Origin of the sequence: Pseudomonas sp. D8002, from assembly GCF_013385695.1 — a bacterium.
Classification (GTDB): domain Bacteria; phylum Pseudomonadota; class Gammaproteobacteria; order Pseudomonadales; family Pseudomonadaceae; genus Aquipseudomonas.
In genome coordinates, this window is the sequence record NZ_JACAPM010000003.1 from 114,189 (window position 1) to 130,512 (window position 16,324).

The 16,324-nt window shown below is 61.7% G+C and carries 17 protein-coding genes; 6 read left to right on the forward strand and 11 right to left on the reverse strand.

The window, feature by feature from the left end; genetic code table 11:
• Positions 1-37: 37 nt before the first annotated feature.
• Positions 38-694: an alpha/beta hydrolase gene (locus tag HX807_RS00960; protein ID WP_177049056.1), complete on the reverse strand. Its 657-nt coding sequence runs from the start codon at positions 692-694 to the stop codon at positions 38-40.
• Positions 695-1,041: 347 nt separating this feature from the next.
• Here HX807_RS00960 and HX807_RS00965 point away from each other — a divergent pair, with 347 nt between their 5' ends.
• From HX807_RS00965 to HX807_RS00980, 4 genes are all read left to right on the forward strand, one after another.
• Positions 1,042-2,073, forward strand: a complete 1,032-nt coding sequence (locus HX807_RS00965) for an amino acid ABC transporter substrate-binding protein (protein WP_003216321.1) — start codon at positions 1,042-1,044, stop codon at positions 2,071-2,073.
• Between the two features lie 72 nt (positions 2,074-2,145).
• On the forward strand, positions 2,146-3,327 hold the full coding sequence (locus HX807_RS00970; RefSeq protein WP_003216323.1) for an amino acid ABC transporter permease: 1,182 nt from the start codon (positions 2,146-2,148) through the stop codon (positions 3,325-3,327).
• A gap of 10 nt (positions 3,328-3,337) precedes the next feature.
• A complete protein-coding gene (locus HX807_RS00975) occupies positions 3,338-4,435 on the forward strand; it encodes an amino acid ABC transporter permease (protein ID WP_003216325.1) in 1,098 nt (365 codons plus the stop codon).
• A 10-nt stretch (positions 4,436-4,445) separates the two neighbouring features.
• A complete protein-coding gene (locus HX807_RS00980) occupies positions 4,446-5,210 on the forward strand; it encodes an amino acid ABC transporter ATP-binding protein (protein WP_003171943.1) in 765 nt (254 codons plus the stop codon).
• Between the two features lie 61 nt (positions 5,211-5,271).
• On the opposite strand, the gene HX807_RS00985 is transcribed toward HX807_RS00980, so the two are convergent.
• Entirely contained in the window at positions 5,272-5,754 is a 483-nt protein-coding gene (locus HX807_RS00985; RefSeq protein WP_177008758.1) for a type II toxin-antitoxin system MqsA family antitoxin, read from the reverse strand.
• Complete coding sequence (locus HX807_RS00990) at positions 5,751-6,062, reverse strand: type II toxin-antitoxin system MqsR family toxin (RefSeq protein ID WP_177049057.1); 312 nt, start codon at positions 6,060-6,062, stop codon at positions 5,751-5,753. The genes HX807_RS00985 and HX807_RS00990 overlap by 4 nt, the downstream gene beginning before the upstream one ends.
• A gap of 159 nt (positions 6,063-6,221) precedes the next feature.
• Between HX807_RS00990 and HX807_RS00995 the strand changes: the two genes are divergently transcribed.
• Together HX807_RS00995 and HX807_RS01000 are read left to right on the forward strand one after the other, a co-directional pair.
• The gene (locus HX807_RS00995) at positions 6,222-6,881 is read left to right on the forward strand and encodes a FadR/GntR family transcriptional regulator (RefSeq protein ID WP_177049058.1); all 660 of its coding nucleotides are present in this window, start codon (positions 6,222-6,224) and stop codon (positions 6,879-6,881) included.
• Complete coding sequence (locus HX807_RS01000; protein ID WP_177049059.1) at positions 6,871-8,151, forward strand: CynX/NimT family MFS transporter; 1,281 nt, start codon at positions 6,871-6,873, stop codon at positions 8,149-8,151. The genes HX807_RS00995 and HX807_RS01000 overlap by 11 nt, the downstream gene beginning before the upstream one ends.
• Here HX807_RS01000 and HX807_RS01005 read toward each other — a convergent pair.
• From HX807_RS01005 to HX807_RS01040, 8 genes are all read right to left on the reverse strand, one after another.
• Complete coding sequence (locus HX807_RS01005) at positions 8,148-8,798, reverse strand: DUF1120 domain-containing protein (RefSeq protein ID WP_102369868.1); 651 nt, start codon at positions 8,796-8,798, stop codon at positions 8,148-8,150. The genes HX807_RS01000 and HX807_RS01005 overlap by 4 nt on opposite strands.
• Positions 8,799-8,813: 15 nt before the next feature.
• Entirely contained in the window at positions 8,814-9,941 is a 1,128-nt protein-coding gene (locus HX807_RS01010; RefSeq protein WP_177049060.1) for a DUF1120 domain-containing protein, read from the reverse strand.
• Between the two features lie 11 nt (positions 9,942-9,952).
• Positions 9,953-12,322, reverse strand: coding sequence for a fimbria/pilus outer membrane usher protein (locus HX807_RS01015; protein WP_177049082.1), 2,370 nt, complete (start codon positions 12,320-12,322; stop codon positions 9,953-9,955).
• A 141-nt stretch (positions 12,323-12,463) separates the two neighbouring features.
• Positions 12,464-13,162, reverse strand: a complete 699-nt coding sequence (locus HX807_RS01020) for a fimbria/pilus chaperone family protein (protein WP_177049061.1) — start codon at positions 13,160-13,162, stop codon at positions 12,464-12,466.
• A 28-nt stretch (positions 13,163-13,190) separates the two neighbouring features.
• On the reverse strand, positions 13,191-13,817 hold the full coding sequence (locus tag HX807_RS01025; protein WP_256343963.1) for a DUF1120 domain-containing protein: 627 nt from the start codon (positions 13,815-13,817) through the stop codon (positions 13,191-13,193).
• Between the two features lie 64 nt (positions 13,818-13,881).
• The gene (locus HX807_RS01030) at positions 13,882-14,511 is read right to left on the reverse strand and encodes a DUF1120 domain-containing protein (RefSeq protein WP_008435636.1); all 630 of its coding nucleotides are present in this window, start codon (positions 14,509-14,511) and stop codon (positions 13,882-13,884) included.
• 43 nt (positions 14,512-14,554) lie between these two features.
• Positions 14,555-15,172, reverse strand: coding sequence for a DUF1120 domain-containing protein (locus HX807_RS01035; RefSeq protein WP_168197537.1), 618 nt, complete (start codon positions 15,170-15,172; stop codon positions 14,555-14,557).
• A gap of 44 nt (positions 15,173-15,216) precedes the next feature.
• Positions 15,217-15,846, reverse strand: a complete 630-nt coding sequence (locus HX807_RS01040) for a DUF1120 domain-containing protein (protein ID WP_087692818.1) — start codon at positions 15,844-15,846, stop codon at positions 15,217-15,219.
• Positions 15,847-16,324 lie beyond the last annotated feature (478 nt).

Genomic DNA, 16,324 nt, shown 5'->3' on the forward strand with positions numbered 1-16,324 from the left:
TAGTGCGTTGGTCATGCGGCTACACAATGGCTGGTTTTCAGCCCAGGCGGGCGGCCAACCAGCTGCCAATATCGTGTATCTCCTGGGGTAACACTTCATGGCCCATTGGGTATTCCTGCCATGCAACGGTGACACCGCGCGACTTCAAATGCTCATAGGCGCTGCGACCCATGGCGTTCTGCACCACGTCGTCGTATTGGCCGTGCAGGCACATCACCGGAATCCGTTGCTGGCTGGCCGATAATTCGAGTTCGTCACCGAAAGTGGGCGCGTAGGTGGAAAGGGCAATCACGCCACCCAAAGCACCCTGCCATTTCAGGAACGCGGTGTGGAACACCACGGCGCCACCCTGGGAAAAACCGGCAAGGAAAATCCGCGAGGCGTCTATCCCGCTGCTTTTTTGTTCCTTGATCAGGTCGGTAACCATTTTTGCCGAGGCTTCCAGCTCTTCAACACTGATGGAACGCGCCGGGCTCATGGCCTTGATGTCGTACCAGCTCGGCATCTCGTAGCCGCCATTGATGGTCACCGGGCGTGTCGGCGCCTGGGGCAGGACAAAGCGCGTCGACAGGAGTTTTTCCTGCAGGGCTTCGGCCACGGGCAGGAAGTCGTAGCGATCGGCACCCAGGCCATGCAACCAGATTACGCAGGCGTCTGCGGGCTTGGCGGGCTGAAGAATCAAGGGTTCGGTCATGTCTGCTCCATATATGTGCGTGCGCTCCGATTGAGTGCGTCGGAACGGTGCGCGACGGGTTGATCTGTTAAGAGAATGTCGCAAGGTTGAATCTTTTGCTCTTGACCATGGGCTGAAACGACTCAGCCATCAGTCTGGTACGGGGCTTGCTATATGAAACCCGATGTCAAGGCTCACCCCAGGCGGTAACACTATCAGTGACTGGCGCCTGTGGGATAGCAACTGGACTTAAAGCAAAAACCTCATGCTGTTTGACCCCAAAAAAAGCCAACACGGGTCGATGTCGCCTCATAAGGGTGCGGTGGGGTTCGAGCTCCGACACAACAAGAGCAAAACTGGAGGTTTGAATGAAGGTATTGAAATCCACCCTGGCCATCGTGACCGCGGCTACCGTACTGGGTGTCAGTGGTTTCGCCCAGGCTGGCGCCACGCTGGATGCCGTGCAGAAGAAAGGCTTTGTGCAGTGTGGCGTGAGCGACGGTCTGCCGGGCTTCTCGGTGCCGGACGCCAGCGGCAAGATCCTCGGGATCGACGCTGACGTGTGCCGTGCTGTTGCCGCTGCCGTATTCGGCGACGCAACCAAGGTCAAATTCAGCCAGTTGAATGCCAAGGAGCGTTTCACCGCGCTTCAGTCTGGCGAAGTCGACATCCTGTCGCGCAACACCACCATGACCAGCTCCCGCGATGCCGGCATGGGCCTGAAATTCCCGGGTTTCATCACCTACTACGACGGTGTTGGTTTCCTGGTGAACAACAAGCTGGGCGTTAAAAGCGCCAAGGAACTGGACGGTGCAACCATCTGCATCCAGGCTGGTACCACCACTGAGCTGAACGTTTCCGACTACTTCCGCGCCAACAACCTGAAGTACACCCCGATCACGTTCGACACCTCCGATGAAAGCGCCAAGTCGCTGGAATCCGGTCGTTGCGACGTACTGACCTCCGACAAGTCCCAGCTCTACGCACAGCGCAGCAAGCTGGCTTCGCCGAAAGACTACGTGGTACTGCCGGAAACCATTTCCAAAGAACCACTGGGCCCTGTCGTGCGTAACGGCGACGACGAGTGGCTGGCCATCGTGCGCTGGGTTGGCTACGCCATGCTCAACGCCGAAGAAGCCGGTATCACCTCCAAAAACGTCGAAGCTGAAGCCAAGTCCACCAAGAACCCGGACGTTGCCCGTCTGCTGGGTGCTGACGGCGAATACGGCAAAGACCTGAAAGTGAAGAAGGACTGGGTCGTACAGATCGTCAAGCAGGTCGGTAACTACGGCGAAGTGTTCGAGAAAAACCTCGGCAAGAGCACGCCTCTGGAAATCGATCGTGGCCTGAACGCTCTGTGGACCAACGGTGGCATTCAATACGCACCACCTGTGCGCTGATCGCTGATGGTTCTATCACCCGGTGGGCCAACCGCCGGGTGATGTTCTGTTCCATTATTTCTGGGGCACTTAATGCAAAATCAAATCGGCGCACCAAAACAGAAGCTCAGCTTCAGTGATCCAAAAGTGCGTGCGTGGCTATTCCAGATCATCACGATTGTGGCGGTGGTCTCGTTGGGCTGGTACCTGTTCAACAACACGCAAACCAACCTTCAACACCGGGGCATTACCTCGGGTTTCGACTTTCTTGAGCGCAGTGCCGGCTTCGGCATCGCTCAGCACCTGATCGACTACACCGAATCGGACAGCTATGCCCGGGTCTTTGTGATCGGTCTGCTCAACACCCTGCTGGTGACGGTGATCGGTGTGGTCCTGGCGACCATCCTCGGGTTCATCATCGGTGTGGCGCGCTTGTCGCCCAACTGGATGATCAACAAGCTGGCCACGGTGTATGTGGAAGTGTTCCGCAACATTCCGCCGCTGCTGCAAATCCTGTTCTGGTACTTCGCGGTATTCCTGACGATGCCGGGGCCGCGCAACAGCCACAACTTCGGCGACACGTTCTTTGTCAGCAGCCGTGGCCTGAACATGCCCGCCGCGTTGATGGCGGAGGGTTTCTGGCCGTTTGTGATCAGCGTCGTGGTGGCAATCATCGCCATTGTGCTGATGGCCCGTTGGGCAAATAAACGCTTTGAAGCCACCGGTGTTCCGTTCCACAAGTTCTGGGCCGGCCTGGCGCTGTTGGTGGTGATCCCTGCGCTGTGCGCTTTGGTGTTCGGCGCGCCGCTGCACTGGGAAATGCCCAAGCTGCAAGGCTTCAACTTCGTCGGCGGCTGGGTACTGATTCCCGAGTTGCTGGCGCTGACCCTGGCCCTGACCGTGTATACCGCGGCGTTTATCGCCGAGATCGTGCGTTCAGGCATCAAGTCCGTCAGCCACGGCCAGACCGAAGCGGCGCGTTCTCTCGGGCTGCGCAACGGCCCGACCCTGCGCAAGGTGATCATCCCGCAAGCCCTGCGCGTGATCATTCCGCCGCTGACCAGCCAATACCTGAACCTGGCGAAAAACTCGTCACTGGCGGCCGGTATCGGTTACCCGGAAATGGTTTCGCTGTTTGCCGGCACGGTGCTCAACCAGACCGGCCAGGCCATCGAGGTTATTGCCATCACCATGAGCGTGTACCTGGCGATCAGCATCAGCATTTCCCTGCTGATGAACTGGTACAACAAGCGCATTGCGCTGATCGAGCGGTGAGGAAACCTGCATGAGTACGCATACTTTCAAACCTGATATGCCGCCACCGAACAAAGTGTTCGGGCCGATGGCATGGATGCGCGCCAACCTGTTTTCCAGCTGGCTCAACACCCTGCTGACATTGCTGGCGTTCTACCTGATCTACCTGGTCGTGCCGCCGATCCTGCACTGGGCGATCCTCGATGCAAACTGGGTCGGTACCACCCGCGCCGACTGCACCAAGGAGGGCGCCTGCTGGGTGTTTATCCAACAGCGCTTCGGGCAGTTCATGTACGGCTACTACCCCGGCGACCTGCGCTGGCGTGTCGACCTGACCGTGTGGCTGGCCATCGTGGGTGTGGCGCCGTTGTTCATCTCGCGCTTCACGCGCAAGGCGGTCTACGGCCTGAGCTTTTTGGTGGTGTACCCGATCGTTGCCTACTTCCTGCTGCACGGCGGGATCTTCGGCATGACCAACGTGGCCACCAGCCAGTGGGGCGGCTTGATGCTGACCCTGGTGATCGCCACCGTCGGCATTGCCGGGGCCTTGCCGCTGGGCATTGTGCTGGCGTTGGGTCGGCGTTCGAACATGCCGGCGATTCGTGTGGTCTGCGTGACCTTCATCGAGTTCTGGCGCGGCGTGCCGTTGATCACGGTGTTGTTCATGTCGTCGGTAATGTTGCCGCTGTTCCTGCCGGAAGGCATGGGCATCGACAAATTGCTGCGGGCCTTGATCGGCGTGATCCTGTTCCAGTCGGCCTATGTAGCCGAAGTGGTGCGCGGTGGCTTGCAGGCGATTCCCAAGGGCCAATACGAGGCTGCGGCCGCGATGGGCCTGGGTTACTGGCGCAGCATGGGCCTGGTGATTTTGCCCCAGGCACTGAAGATGGTGATCCCGGGCATCGTCAACACGTTTATCGCGTTGTTCAAGGACACTAGCCTGGTGATCATCATCGGCCTGTTCGACCTGCTCAACAGCGTCAAGCAAGCCGCCGCCGACCCGAAATGGTTGGGCATGGCCACTGAAGGCTACGTGTTCGCCGCCCTGGTGTTCTGGATTTTCTGTTTTGGTATGTCCCGCTATTCCATTCATTTGGAACACAAGCTGGACACAGGCCACAAGCGTTAGGAGTGTTGTGATGAGTGAAGCGATCAAACAGCCTGTGAGCCCTGAAGGCATTATTCAGATGCAGGGCGTCAACAAGTGGTACGGCCAGTTCCACGTGTTGAAAGACATCAACCTGAACGTCAAGCAGGGCGAGCGTATCGTGCTGTGCGGCCCGTCGGGTTCCGGCAAGTCCACCACCATCCGCTGCCTCAACCGCCTGGAAGAGCACCAGCAGGGCCGCATCGTGGTCGATGGCGTGGAACTGACCAACGACCTCAAGCAGATCGAAGCGATCCGCCGCGAAGTCGGCATGGTGTTCCAGCACTTCAACCTGTTCCCGCACCTGACCATCCTGCAGAACTGCACGCTGGCCCCGATGTGGGTACGCAAGATGCCCAAGCGCAAGGCTGAAGAAATTGCCATGCACTACCTTGAGCGCGTGCGTATTCCGGAACAGGCCCACAAGTTTCCGGGGCAGTTGTCCGGCGGCCAGCAACAGCGCGTGGCGATTGCCCGTGCGCTGTGCATGAAGCCGAAAATCATGCTGTTCGATGAGCCGACCTCGGCGCTCGATCCGGAAATGGTGAAAGAGGTACTGGACACCATGATCGGCCTGGCGGAAGACGGCATGACCATGCTCTGCGTGACCCACGAAATGGGCTTTGCGCGCACCGTGGCCAACCGCGTGATCTTCATGGACAAGGGCGAGATCGTTGAGCAGGCGGCGCCGAATGACTTCTTCGACAACCCGCAGAATGATCGGACCAAGTTGTTCTTGAGCCAGATTTTGCATTGATCCATGGGTAATGCTTGAAACAATAAACCCGGCCTGGTGCCGGGTTTATTTTTGCCATCAATCAAGTTGTCGTCAGGGTCTCGTGCTCTTTATGTACCGTATGCACGGAATTGCGAAGATCTGCGCCTTCACTCAGGATTTTTGCTTCGATCAGCAAGTGGGGGTGACGCTCAAGCAAACGCATCAGGACTACCAGGGATTTGGGGGGCAATACCTCACCGCGCTCGTAACGAGATAAGGCGTTGTGGCCGCCACCCGATAGCAGTTGTACCGTTTCTTTTTGTGAAAGGTGCAGTTTGCGGCGTATGCGCTTCATCTCGGTGCCGACCATCTGCCTGAAACTGTGAACGATTTCATCGCAGTGGTCTGAATAGCGTTCCGCGTCTTCGGGGTCCAGGATCACCTCTCCACATGCCTGGCACTCCCATCCAGACAGATCGTCTATACGGCGATGCAAACCTTTGACTTCCGATGTTTCGCTACGTCCTGAGAAGTGATGCATTCCGTCATGCCTGCCGCAGCTGAAGCATTGCTCTGTTTTCATGGGTTTTTCTCCTTGAAGGAGATCACCGGAGGTTTACCATCCGTGCGGTAGGTCACCTTGATGTAGATCTCCAGATGATGTGAGTGAATGTGATACACATCTTGCCAAACTCGATGGTCGTCATGAGTGGTCATCGACTTGTACAACATCGTGTTTTTCAACTCGAAAATGACCGCCTGCATTTGTTCGATGCTTAAATCAAGATCCTCGCCGCAACGGCGTGCGCTTTGAGTAAATGCTTGCTTTCCAAGCCGCCTGACATCCGCCTTTATCACCGCCAGATCGTAATGAGGTGTGTACTTTTCCATAAGACACCTGAGTCCAATAATTACCCTCTGAGGGTAATTTTACCAATCGAAAATACTGCTCCTTTGCCTGCCCAAGAACCCTAGTGCGTTGCCTTTGTAGGCAACTCCGAATAGGCTGTGGGAAAATTCATCCTATGATTGGATGAAAGGACGAAACCCATGACAGACATCGCCCCCCTGATCAAACGCTCCCTCGTCGATCAAGCCCTCGAACAGTTGCGCCAGCGCATCACCCAAGGCGTATGGGCCATCGGCGAACGCCTGCCCACCGAGCCCGAGTTGTCTGCCGAGTTAGGGATCAGCCGCAACACCGTGCGTGAAGCCATGCGCGTATTGGCATTCTCCGGGTTGATCGAGATCCGCCAGGGCGACGGCAGCTATTTGCGCTCCATGACCGACCCGCTGGGAGCGATGAAAGCCTTGTCCCACTGCACCCTGGCTCAGGCGCAGGAGACGCGGCAGATTCTTGAAGTCGAGGCAGTCGGCTTGGCCGCGTTGCGCCGCACCGATGAAGACCTGGTCGCTTTGCGCGCGGCCCTCAACGCCAGCGGCGACCATTACCACGGTGATCTTGAGCACTACATCAGCTGCGACATGGTGTTCCACAAACGCCTGGTGGACGCGGCCCACAACCCGGCCTTGAGCGAGCTGTATCAGTACTTCTCGAGCATCGTCGGCGCGCAACTGCGCCAGACCCTGAACATCCAGCCGCGTCGGCAAGCGGTATTCGACCTGCACGGCGCCTTGCTCGATGCCGTGGAACAACAGGACCCGGAACGTGCCAAGGCGCTTTCCCGGCAGTTGATCAATGAACCTTGAATCCGAGATCCCCATGCCCCGTTCAGAAAACGCCCTTGAAGAACTGCTGATCGACGCCGAAGCCGATGACGATGAGGTCCAGCACAGCCCGCCGGTGGTAAGCCGTCCGTGGTTGTTGCTGTTGGGCCTGATCCTGGTGGCGCTGAACCTGCGCCCGGCGTTGTCGAGCATGGCGCCTCTGCTCGCTGAGGTCTCCCACAGCCTGGGTCTCTCGGCGGCCAAGGCCGGGTTGCTGACGACGCTGCCCGTCTTGTGCCTGGGCCTGTTCGCGCCACTGGCTCCGATCCTGGCCCGACGTTTTGGCGCCGAGCGGGTGGTGCTGGGCATTCTGCTGACCCTGGCCGGCGGCATCATCCTGCGCAGCTCATTGGGTGAGGCCGGGCTGTTCGCCGGCAGCCTGCTGGCGGGCGCGAGTATCGGCATCATCGGGGTGCTGTTGCCCGGCATCGTCAAACGCGATTTCGCCAAACAGGCCGGCACCATGACGGGCGTGTACACCATGGCCCTGTGCCTGGGTGCAGCGCTGGCGGCGGGATCCACGGTCCCCCTGAGTCATTACTTCGGCGACAGCTGGAACATCGGCCTGGGGTTCTGGATTCTCCCGGCGTTGGTCGCGGCGTTGTTCTGGTTGCCACAGGTCGGCCAGAAACACGGCGCGCACCAGGTGGCCTATCGCGTGAAGGGCTTGTTGCGTGATCCGCTGGCCTGGCAGGTGACCCTGTACATGGGCCTGCAATCCTCCCTGGCGTACATTGTGTTTGGCTGGCTGCCGTCGATCCTGATCGGCCGTGGCCTGAGCGCCACCCAGGCGGGCCTGGTGCTTTCCGGTTCGGTGATTGTGCAACTGGCCAGTTCCCTGGCTGCGCCCTGGCTGGCCACCCGCGGCAAGGACCAGCGCCTGGCCATCGTGGTGGTGATGGTGCTGACCCTGGGCGGCCTGTTCGGTTGCCTGTATGCACCGTTGGACGGCTTGTGGGGCTGGGCGATTCTGCTGGGCCTGGGCCAGGGTGGCACTTTCAGCCTGGCGCTGACCTTGATCGTGCTGCGTTCACGGGACGCCCATGTAGCCGCCAACCTGTCGAGCATGGCCCAGGGCATCGGCTACACCCTGGCGTCCATGGGGCCGTTCGCGGTCGGGCTGGTGCATGACTGGACCGGTGGCTGGAACGCCACCGGCTGGATTTTCGCGGTGATCGGCCTGGGCGCGATCATCGCGGGGTTGGGCGCCGGGCGTGCGCGGTATGTCGGCGTGACCAGCGAAAAGGTCTAGAGGTACAGCACTTCCATAGTGCTGGAACCATCGATATGCACGTCGCTGCTGAGGTCGAGATTGTTCTTGGCAGCGATCACCGTATCGACCCTGACCAGGCTGCTCAGCGTCTGGAAGGCCGTCGGCCCGCTGGTGCTGCCGACGGTGTCGGTAAAGCCGAGAAAGCTGCGCGAACCGATGTCGATCGGGTTGCTGTTGGCGGTGCGCCAGGCGATCCCGCCGCTGGTGGACTCGGTGCCGTAAACCTCAGGCAGGCTGTCGATCACCGTCTGTTTGGGGTCGAAGGTCAGGGAGTACAGCCCGATCTTGTTGCCGCTCGGGTCCAGTCCCAGCCCGTAGTAGATTTCGCTGTTGACGTTGGCGGTGCCGTCGCGGTTGTCGCTCATGCGCAGGGCGTAGCGAGTCGCTGCCTCGCAGTTGATGGTCACGCTCAGGTAGCGCACCGGCAGGCGTTTGCCGCGATCAATGTTCAACTCCTGTTGGGAAATCTTGCCGTAGTCGATCAGCCCGTTGCTCGACAGCGCCGGTGTACAGGCACTGGGAGTGAGCAAGCCGGTGACGCCGAGTTCGACACTGGAGGCTGCCGTGGCACCGCTGCTGAGGGTCAGCAGGGCAAGTGTTGCGAGAGAAAGCTGGCGTAGGTGCATGACCATACTCCTTGATCAGAGGTAGATGATTTCAATCGTGCCCGAACCGTCGAGCAGTACTTCCGTACGCAGGTCCAGGCTGTTCATGGGGGACAGGACGGCGCGCACGCTGATCTGCCCACTCAGGTTCTGGATCGCGGTGGGGCCGGCATTGCTGCCGGGTAGAGCGGTAAAGCCGAGCAAACTGCTGCTGCCGATGGGAATGGGGTAGGCGCTGGAACTGCTCCAGGCCACGCCGCCAGTGGTGGAGTCGGTGCGATATACCTGGGGCAGGGCATCGGCGCGCAGGTCGAAGGGGTCGAAATAGAGGAAGTACCGGCCGATTTTATTACGGCTGTCGTCCACTCCCAGGCCGTAGGCGGTTTCGTCGATGCCGCCGGTGGCCGAGCCTTTGCGGTTGTCATGCATGCGCAAGGCGAAATGAGTCGGGCCGTCGCAGCCGATACTCAGCAGCAGGCTGCGGGAGACCAGCCCGGTTTCCTTGTCGGTGTTAAGGCTCCTGGACCACATACGGCCAAAGTCGATGATGCCGCCGTTGGACAGCGTGGTCTCGCAGGCCGCCGGAGCGAAGCCGGCTTGCAGCGACAACTCCCGTGCGCGTTCGCTGGCGACGGCGTCGATCAAGCCGCTGGCTTCCCAGGTCACCGCGTCGCGCACTTGCAGGGCGTCGGCCTGCGCCCAGGCATTGACCAGCAATTGCGCCGAGAAGCTGCTGCCGGTGGTCGGCGCACCGTCGCGCAACGGTACGATGGCCTGGTCGGGCCGCCAGTCGAGTGTCCTGCCCCTGGCACTGGGCGCCTGGCCTTGCCCGCTGGTCAACCCCAGTTCAACAGCCTGGCCGTCGAGTACCGCATCGCTGATGTGCACGCGGTAACTGCCACGCTCGGTAAAGCGGTAGCGCTCGGCGGTCGCGGCCAGGGCCCGGTAGAACACGTGCATATCGGTGGGCGTCGGGCAGTTCAGGTTGAGGCTCAGGCGGCGTTCTCCCAGCAGGATTTCTGCGCCGGGGTTGCGCTGCACGGCGCGGTTCATCACGCCGAAATCCAGGCGCGACTGGCTTAGGGTCAGTTGGCATTCGTCGGCGTGCGCCCGGCTCTGGACGATGGCGCCCAGGGCCAATCCCAGCAGTAACAATCGCTTCATCACAGTCTTCCTCATGGCGTCACACAGCGGGCCGGGGCGGTTTCGAAATACACCTGCGGGTCGGCTTTTTCCGCGAGTTCAACCTGCAGTTCACAGCGGCTCATGCCCGGTGCCTTGACCCACAGGGGGCGTGGGTCCAGCACGTTCGGCAGGAACACCTGGCTGCCTTCCTGCACCAGGGTCACGAACTCGCCATCGGCGGTACTCACCGTGGCGCCACGGGGCAGCGGCGTGCCGTGGTCGGTGGTCACTGTGAGCAAGGCACGACGGGTCAGGGCCACGCCGAATTCCACGCGATCCACCGCGCCGCGCCCGGCGCTGATGACGGCCAGGCCGTTGCTGATATCGGCATTGCGCGGCAGCGACTGGGTTTGCACTTCCACGGGGCTGCGCCCGTAGGCGGACACCTGCGGTACCACGGCCTGGCCCTGGAAGTCGGTCCATACCGGGCCGCTGGGCGTGGTGAGCTTGACCCCGGCCATATCGCCGACAGACACCAGCGCAAAGGTGTCGCGCACCGGATAAGGCGAGAAGGTCACGCCACCGCTGTGGGCCACCACCGCACCGCGCACACCGCCCTGGTAGCTGGAGCGCTCGGCGTCAGAGCGGCTGTAGTTCATGTCCAGTTGTGCATAGCGCGGCAGATAGGACACGCCGAGGGTGGATTCCACTTGTTGGTCGCGGCTGTCGTGCTCGGCACTGACCCGGTAACTGAGTTGATCGTTGACCTGCTCGTTCACCCCCAGGCCGATGCGATGCTCGCCACCGGAGTTGCGCACCCAGGAGCGCCCACGCCGGTTCTCACCCAGTGGCACGCTCAGGTTCAGGTACACCGCGTTCTCGTTATTCTGCCGGCCGCTGACCTGCCACTCGGCACTGGCCGACAGCGACACGCCGCGCACGCTGGTGCCCCATGAGGCCAGGGCACGGCTGCTGTTTTCGCCGTTGAACGTGGTGGTGCGCGACAGGCCGGCATTGAAGGCACCCAGCCATGGATGGGCCCAGCCCAGGGCCAGGCTCTGCTGGTCGCGATAGCGGGTGAGGCGACCTTCGTCGTCCCGTGAGTCGTAGTAGGCGGCGTCTTCCAGCTCCCGGTAGCCCATGGTGCGGTGGGAGGCGCCGGCGGTGATCGACCATTGCCGGCCCAGGCGCTGGGACAGGCTCAGGTCGGTCTGTACGCCGCGTTCACCCAGGCGTTGGGCATCGGCAATCTGGGTCGACAGTTGTACCTGGCCGTCTGGCCACGGCAACAGGCCGAGGCTGGCACCCGTGGCACGGTAGTCTTCGGCGGCAAGCGCGCCGGCCCCCAGGCTCAGGCGCGGGTTCAACGCACCGCTCCAGCCGCCGCTGATTACCCATGGATCGTCGCCCCGTGTAGCGCCGATATTGCGCACCCGGCCCGCCCCCAACGAGTAACCCGGGGCTGGCAAGCCGATGCCGAGCATCGCCGCCGGCACGGTGAAGCGTCGCTCTTCGCCGGTGCTTTCCTTGACCGTCACTTCAACGTCGGAGCGTGTGTTCAGGCGCCTCACGTCGGTCAGCGAGAACGGCCCGGCCGGCACCACCGTGGAGTGAATCAGCGCGCCGTTCTGGCGCACCTCGACCTGGGCCGGGCTGTTGGCGATGCCGCTGATGGTCGAGCCCTGTTCCTGGTCCTGCAGGGCCTGTTCGGTAAACAGCTGCATGCCGGTGATCTGCGCGGACGACAGCACCGGGTTGTAGAGGTTGATCTGCCCGGCCTGCAACACCGCCTGCTGCTCGGCGAAGGTGCGCTGGGCATAGGCTTCCAGGTGAGTGCTGCGAGACCTGGAATCCTGCCAGGTCTGCACCTGGCGGCTGCGCACGATCCAGTCGCCCGCGTTGAACCCCACTTCGGTATTGGCCGAGCCGAAGCGGTTGGTGTCGTCGCCATAGCGGTTGTACAAACCGGTGAGGTCGTAGTTGAGCAAGCCGGCGAACCCTCCGGTTTCATAACCGGACAGCTCACGTTGGCGCGGGCGCAGGGCATCGGTGGGCACCATCAGGCTCACGCTCAGGCTGGCGGGGTCTTGCTCCACCACGGTTTGCGGGTATTCGCCGAGGAAGTCATGGCAGTGGCTGTCGGCCAGCGGGGCCGGTATCACTAGGTCGGCGGCGTCGAGCAGCGGGCGGTCGAAGCACAGCGCGCCCTGGCTGTCGAACTGCACATCGAGGCGGCCACGGCGCTGGCCGTTCACCGTCAGGCTCACGGCGTGGCGGCCGCTGGTGTAGCGCGGTGCGTCCAGCAACAGGTAGGCCAGTTCCGGGTCGATACCGCGCTGGTGCAGGGTTTGCGCGTCGAAGGCGTCGGCCCAGGCATCGGCCGACAGCAACGCCATGGTCAGTGGCAGCGCGGCCCGCATCCGGGCGGGGCGTAAAGGACAGTCGGGCACGGCTTCGCCAGCCGGGTCAGTGGTTACTGTGTTCACGTAAAGGCACTCAGGTTATGGAAGCCTGCAACGGTTGGCGGGCTTCCCGGTGACAGTCACAGGGCTGTCACTTCGTTATTCAGCGTTTGCGGCGGTTATCGGTGCTTCATAGGCGGCGACGGCAAAGCCGTACACGGTGGCCGGTTGCAGGCGTACGGCCGTGGCGGTGTGGGGCGTGCTGAGCCGCAGGGTTTCGCCGGGCAACACATAAGTGCGCGGCAGCACCAGGCTCTGCTTGCCGGGCAGCAATTGCAGCTCCTGGGCCAGGCGCACCACGTAAGGCGTGGGGTTGGCGACGTTCAGGTGACCGGCGTTCAACGACCAGGTCAGCCCGGTCCAGGGTGTGCGGTTCGGCGCCAGGCCCTTGGGATGAATGATCACCGGCAGGTTCTGGCGCACGGTCACGCCCACCCGCGCATGGCCAGCCTGGGCGGCGTCACGGTCCTTGGGCATGCCTTCGAAGATCACCCGCTTCAGGCGTTGGGCTTTCAGGGGCGTGGGGTTGCGCAGGATAAAGCGCACCAGCTGGCTTTTGTCGGCCTCGACCCGGGACAGGGGCGGGGTGACGAACAGCAGCGATTCGGTGTCTTCCGGAATGTCTTCCAGGGTGACGTGCAGCAGGGCCAGTTTGCCGTCAGTGTTGGTCACCGACACCGAAGCTTCGCCGTCGGCCTCGTTGACGATCACCACCGAGGTGTCGGGCACCATGCCGTCGGCAAACGCCTGGGTGCTCAGCAGCCAGCCCAGGGCCAGCAAGGTTGGATAGGTCTTCATGACGCAGTTCCTAAAATGATCACAGGGCTTAGAGGTAACGCAAATCCAGGACCAGTGAGCCATCGAGGGGAACGTCTTGCCTGAGGGTCAGACGGTTCGCCGGGTGGATGGTGGTCTGTGCGCGGATCCGGGTGGTCAGGGTGACGATGGGTTCCGGAAACGGTCGGCCGGGACGGGCGAAGCCCATGAGTGTCTTGGGGTGGATGGCCGGTTGGGGAGCCCAGAGGCCGCCTTCGGGGTTTGACACAAGTGACTGCATGGCCTGGCCGTCTCCTTGCGCCGCTTCGAACGCCAGGTCGACGTAACCCAACTGCTCCGCGGGCGCGTTGGGGTTTCTCCCCAGGCCGTAGGTAGTGTCCGGTGCGGCGGACGAATCTTCGCGGCTGTCCAGGCCAATCAGGCCAAACAACAAGGGGCCGCTGCAGTGGATCTCTACCTCCAGCCATTGGGTGGGCAGCGGAGTGGGAGCCACCTGGTTGAGGAGATGGGCAGGGATGGTGCCGTGGTCGATGATGCCGCTGCCGGAGAGTGCGATGGTGCAGGAACTGGGGGTGACCAGGCCCGACAGGGTCATCTCGGTGGCGGTGCTGGCAAACACGCTAGAGCCGGTGTTGAGCAATAACAGCGCCGTGCACAGGCGTAGGGTTCTGTTCATCATTCGGTCTTCAATGTGTTCGGTGCAAGTAAGGCGCCTCGCTGCGAACGGCGAGGCCGCGGGTTTACAGGTACTTCACTTCCAGCGTGGCCGAGCCGTCGATCGGGTGTTCATCGCTCAGGTCCAGGCTGTCGGCCCGGGCGATCTGCGCGTACACCACCAGGTCGCTGACGACTTGCTGGATCGGTACCGGCAGCCAGGTGCCCGAGGTTCTATCGCCGAAAGCCGCCAATGCGCTGGGTGGCAGGATCGCGTCCGCCGACTCTGCCCAGGTCGTGCCGTTATCCCCGGATTCCAGCACCGTGACGGCGACAGAGTCTGCGACTGCGTTATTCAGCATCAGGTCGTAGGCCCCCAGCTTCTGGGTACCGTTGATCAACCCCAGGCCGTAGGTGCCGCCGCTGGAGTTGGACCCGGCGCGGTTGTCGGTGCCCTTGACGGCAAACAGGGTGCCGCCGTCGCAGGTGATGGTCAGTTGCAAGGTGGTGCGTGGCAGTTGTTTGGGGGTCGTGAGGTTCAGGTCTTTGGCGGAGATCTTGCCGTAGTCCACCATCCCTCCGCCGGACAGGCCAGGTGTGCAGGCGTTGGGGGTAATCACCCCTTTGACAGTCAGGTCGACGGTGGACGCCGCCAGGGCAGAGGCGCTGGTACTGAGCAGCAGCGCGGTGGCCAGGGCATTGAGCGTAAGTTTCATGGGGCACACGTTTCCTTTCGAGTGGGGCCGGTTGAATAAAGGGTTACAGGTACTTCAGTTGCACGGTGGCATGGCCGTCCAGCGGCACTTCGTCGAGCACGGTCAGGCGGTCGGTGCCGTCGACCATCGTGTACACGCGCAGGTCGGCACTGAATTGCCGTATCGCAATCGGGGTGTTCGCACCGCCGTTGGTGGCGACCGAGGTTTGGGTGTAGTGGCCCAGGTAAATCGACGGGAGCCAGGTCACCCCGCCATCGGTCGAGTTGATCGTCTTGACCGTGACGCCGTCCGCGACCGGGTTGAGCAGGCCGAATGCGGTGGCGCCAAGTTTTTCGCCACTGTCCGTCAACCCCAGGCCATGCCAGTAGTCGTTAATTGCCGAAGTGCCGGCGCGGTTATCGATCGTGCTCAGCGCGATGAACGTTGGCGCCTCACACAGGACTTCCATTTGCATGGTCTGCGGCTGCAGTGAGGTCGGGCTGTCGGTGTTGAGTTCCTTGGCCGGCATTTTTCCGTAATCCACCACGCCTCCGCCGGAGAGCATGGGTTCACAGGCATTCGGCGTGATGGTGCCCGTGACGGCGAAGTCGGTACTGCTGGTGGCCAGTACGGTGGGGGCCAGCAGCAACGTGGCGAGAAAGACAGCGGGTGAGGAATTCATCATCGAGCAGCACCTTTTGGTTGCAGGTCAGGGGCGAAGGTGGGTTACAGGTAGAGCACTTCAATGGTGGCCGAGCCGTCGATATTGACTTCGTTGCTCAGGTCCAGGCCGTCGGTGCGGTTGATGTAGCCGCTGTAGGCCACGGGGGTGACCAGTTGCTGGGTGGCACGCGGGGTGCTGGCGTCTGCCAGGGTGGCGACCGAGAGATAGGTGCCGGTTTCAAAGCTGTTCCAACGCTCCCAGGTGACGCCATTGTCGAAAGACCCGATGGCTTGCACGGTTTCGCCGTCGGCCTGGGGCGGGCTACCGTTGGCGCCAAGGGTCAAGCTATAGGAACCCAGCTTTTGCGTGCCGTTGATAAAGCCCAGCCCGAAGCCGCTGCCGCTGCCGGAGCCAATACGGTTGTCGGTCGCCTTGAGGGCGAAGATCACCGGCGCATCGCAGGTCACGGTCATTTGCAGCGTGACTTTCGGCAACAGGGTGATCTGGGTGGCGTTCAAGTCCTTGGCCGACATCTTGCCGTGGTCGATGACCCCGCCACTGGACAGGCTCGGCGTGCAGGCATTCGGGGTGATGATGCCCTTGACTGTCAGGTCCACGGTGCTGGCGGCGAAGGCGGGGGCGGTGCCAGTGATCAGCAGGGCGCTGGCGACGGCGATCAGATGCTTGTTCATGGTTGTATTGTCTCGGTGTTGGATCAACTGACGGGTGCAGCTCACCGCAGCGCAGAAAGAGGCGCGGTTGGGCGTCGGGTCAGTTCGGATAGTTGGCCGCCAGGTGAGTTGGCGGGTTGCCCTCTTGGGGTGGGGCGCAATTTAGCGCCGGGGGGGAGGAGGGGAAATACAAGAATTACGACAATCCGCTATCCCTCTAGCTCGCCTGCGTCAAGTCGGAATAGGTGGGCGGAGCTGTAGGAAAAACTGTCTTTTCGTAGTTCTTGTATCGCAAGAGTGGTATTCATGTGGATAGCTTGATTCGGTAATGGGTGCCAGGCGGATGGGTTAAGGATCACCGTCAAGCGCACCCTCACTAGACGATATGCCAGGGCCGTCTGATGGCCCTGGCAGGTCGGCGCCGATATCGAGGTGGCCATGATGCCAAGCGTGTTTGCTGACGACGCCCCCAGGCAGCAAACGGTGCCATGGCGCAGTC

Bases quoted from the DNA above. Each gene is read 5' to 3' on its own strand.
- HX807_RS00960 (WP_177049056.1), bottom strand. From the start codon at position 694: ATGACCGAACCCTTGATTCTTCAGCCCGCCAAGCCCGCAGACGCCTGC.
- HX807_RS00965 (WP_003216321.1), top strand. From the start codon at position 1,042: ATGAAGGTATTGAAATCCACCCTGGCCATCGTGACCGCGGCTACCGTA.
- HX807_RS00970 (WP_003216323.1), top strand. From the start codon at position 2,146: ATGCAAAATCAAATCGGCGCACCAAAACAGAAGCTCAGCTTCAGTGAT.
- HX807_RS00975 (WP_003216325.1), top strand. From the start codon at position 3,338: ATGAGTACGCATACTTTCAAACCTGATATGCCGCCACCGAACAAAGTG.
- HX807_RS00980 (WP_003171943.1), top strand. From the start codon at position 4,446: ATGAGTGAAGCGATCAAACAGCCTGTGAGCCCTGAAGGCATTATTCAG.
- HX807_RS00985 (WP_177008758.1), bottom strand. From the start codon at position 5,754: ATGAAAACAGAGCAATGCTTCAGCTGCGGCAGGCATGACGGAATGCAT.
- HX807_RS00990 (WP_177049057.1), bottom strand. From the start codon at position 6,062: ATGGAAAAGTACACACCTCATTACGATCTGGCGGTGATAAAGGCGGAT.
- HX807_RS00995 (WP_177049058.1), top strand. From the start codon at position 6,222: ATGACAGACATCGCCCCCCTGATCAAACGCTCCCTCGTCGATCAAGCC.
- HX807_RS01000 (WP_177049059.1), top strand. From the start codon at position 6,871: ATGAACCTTGAATCCGAGATCCCCATGCCCCGTTCAGAAAACGCCCTT.
- HX807_RS01005 (WP_102369868.1), bottom strand. From the start codon at position 8,798: ATGCACCTACGCCAGCTTTCTCTCGCAACACTTGCCCTGCTGACCCTC.
- HX807_RS01010 (WP_177049060.1), bottom strand. From the start codon at position 9,941: ATGAAGCGATTGTTACTGCTGGGATTGGCCCTGGGCGCCATCGTCCAG.
- HX807_RS01015 (WP_177049082.1), bottom strand. From the start codon at position 12,322: ATGCGGGCCGCGCTGCCACTGACCATGGCGTTGCTGTCGGCCGATGCC.
- HX807_RS01020 (WP_177049061.1), bottom strand. From the start codon at position 13,162: ATGAAGACCTATCCAACCTTGCTGGCCCTGGGCTGGCTGCTGAGCACC.
- HX807_RS01025 (WP_256343963.1), bottom strand. From the start codon at position 13,817: ATGAACAGAACCCTACGCCTGTGCACGGCGCTGTTATTGCTCAACACC.
- HX807_RS01030 (WP_008435636.1), bottom strand. From the start codon at position 14,511: ATGAAACTTACGCTCAATGCCCTGGCCACCGCGCTGCTGCTCAGTACC.
- HX807_RS01035 (WP_168197537.1), bottom strand. From the start codon at position 15,172: ATGAATTCCTCACCCGCTGTCTTTCTCGCCACGTTGCTGCTGGCCCCC.
- HX807_RS01040 (WP_087692818.1), bottom strand. From the start codon at position 15,846: ATGAACAAGCATCTGATCGCCGTCGCCAGCGCCCTGCTGATCACTGGC.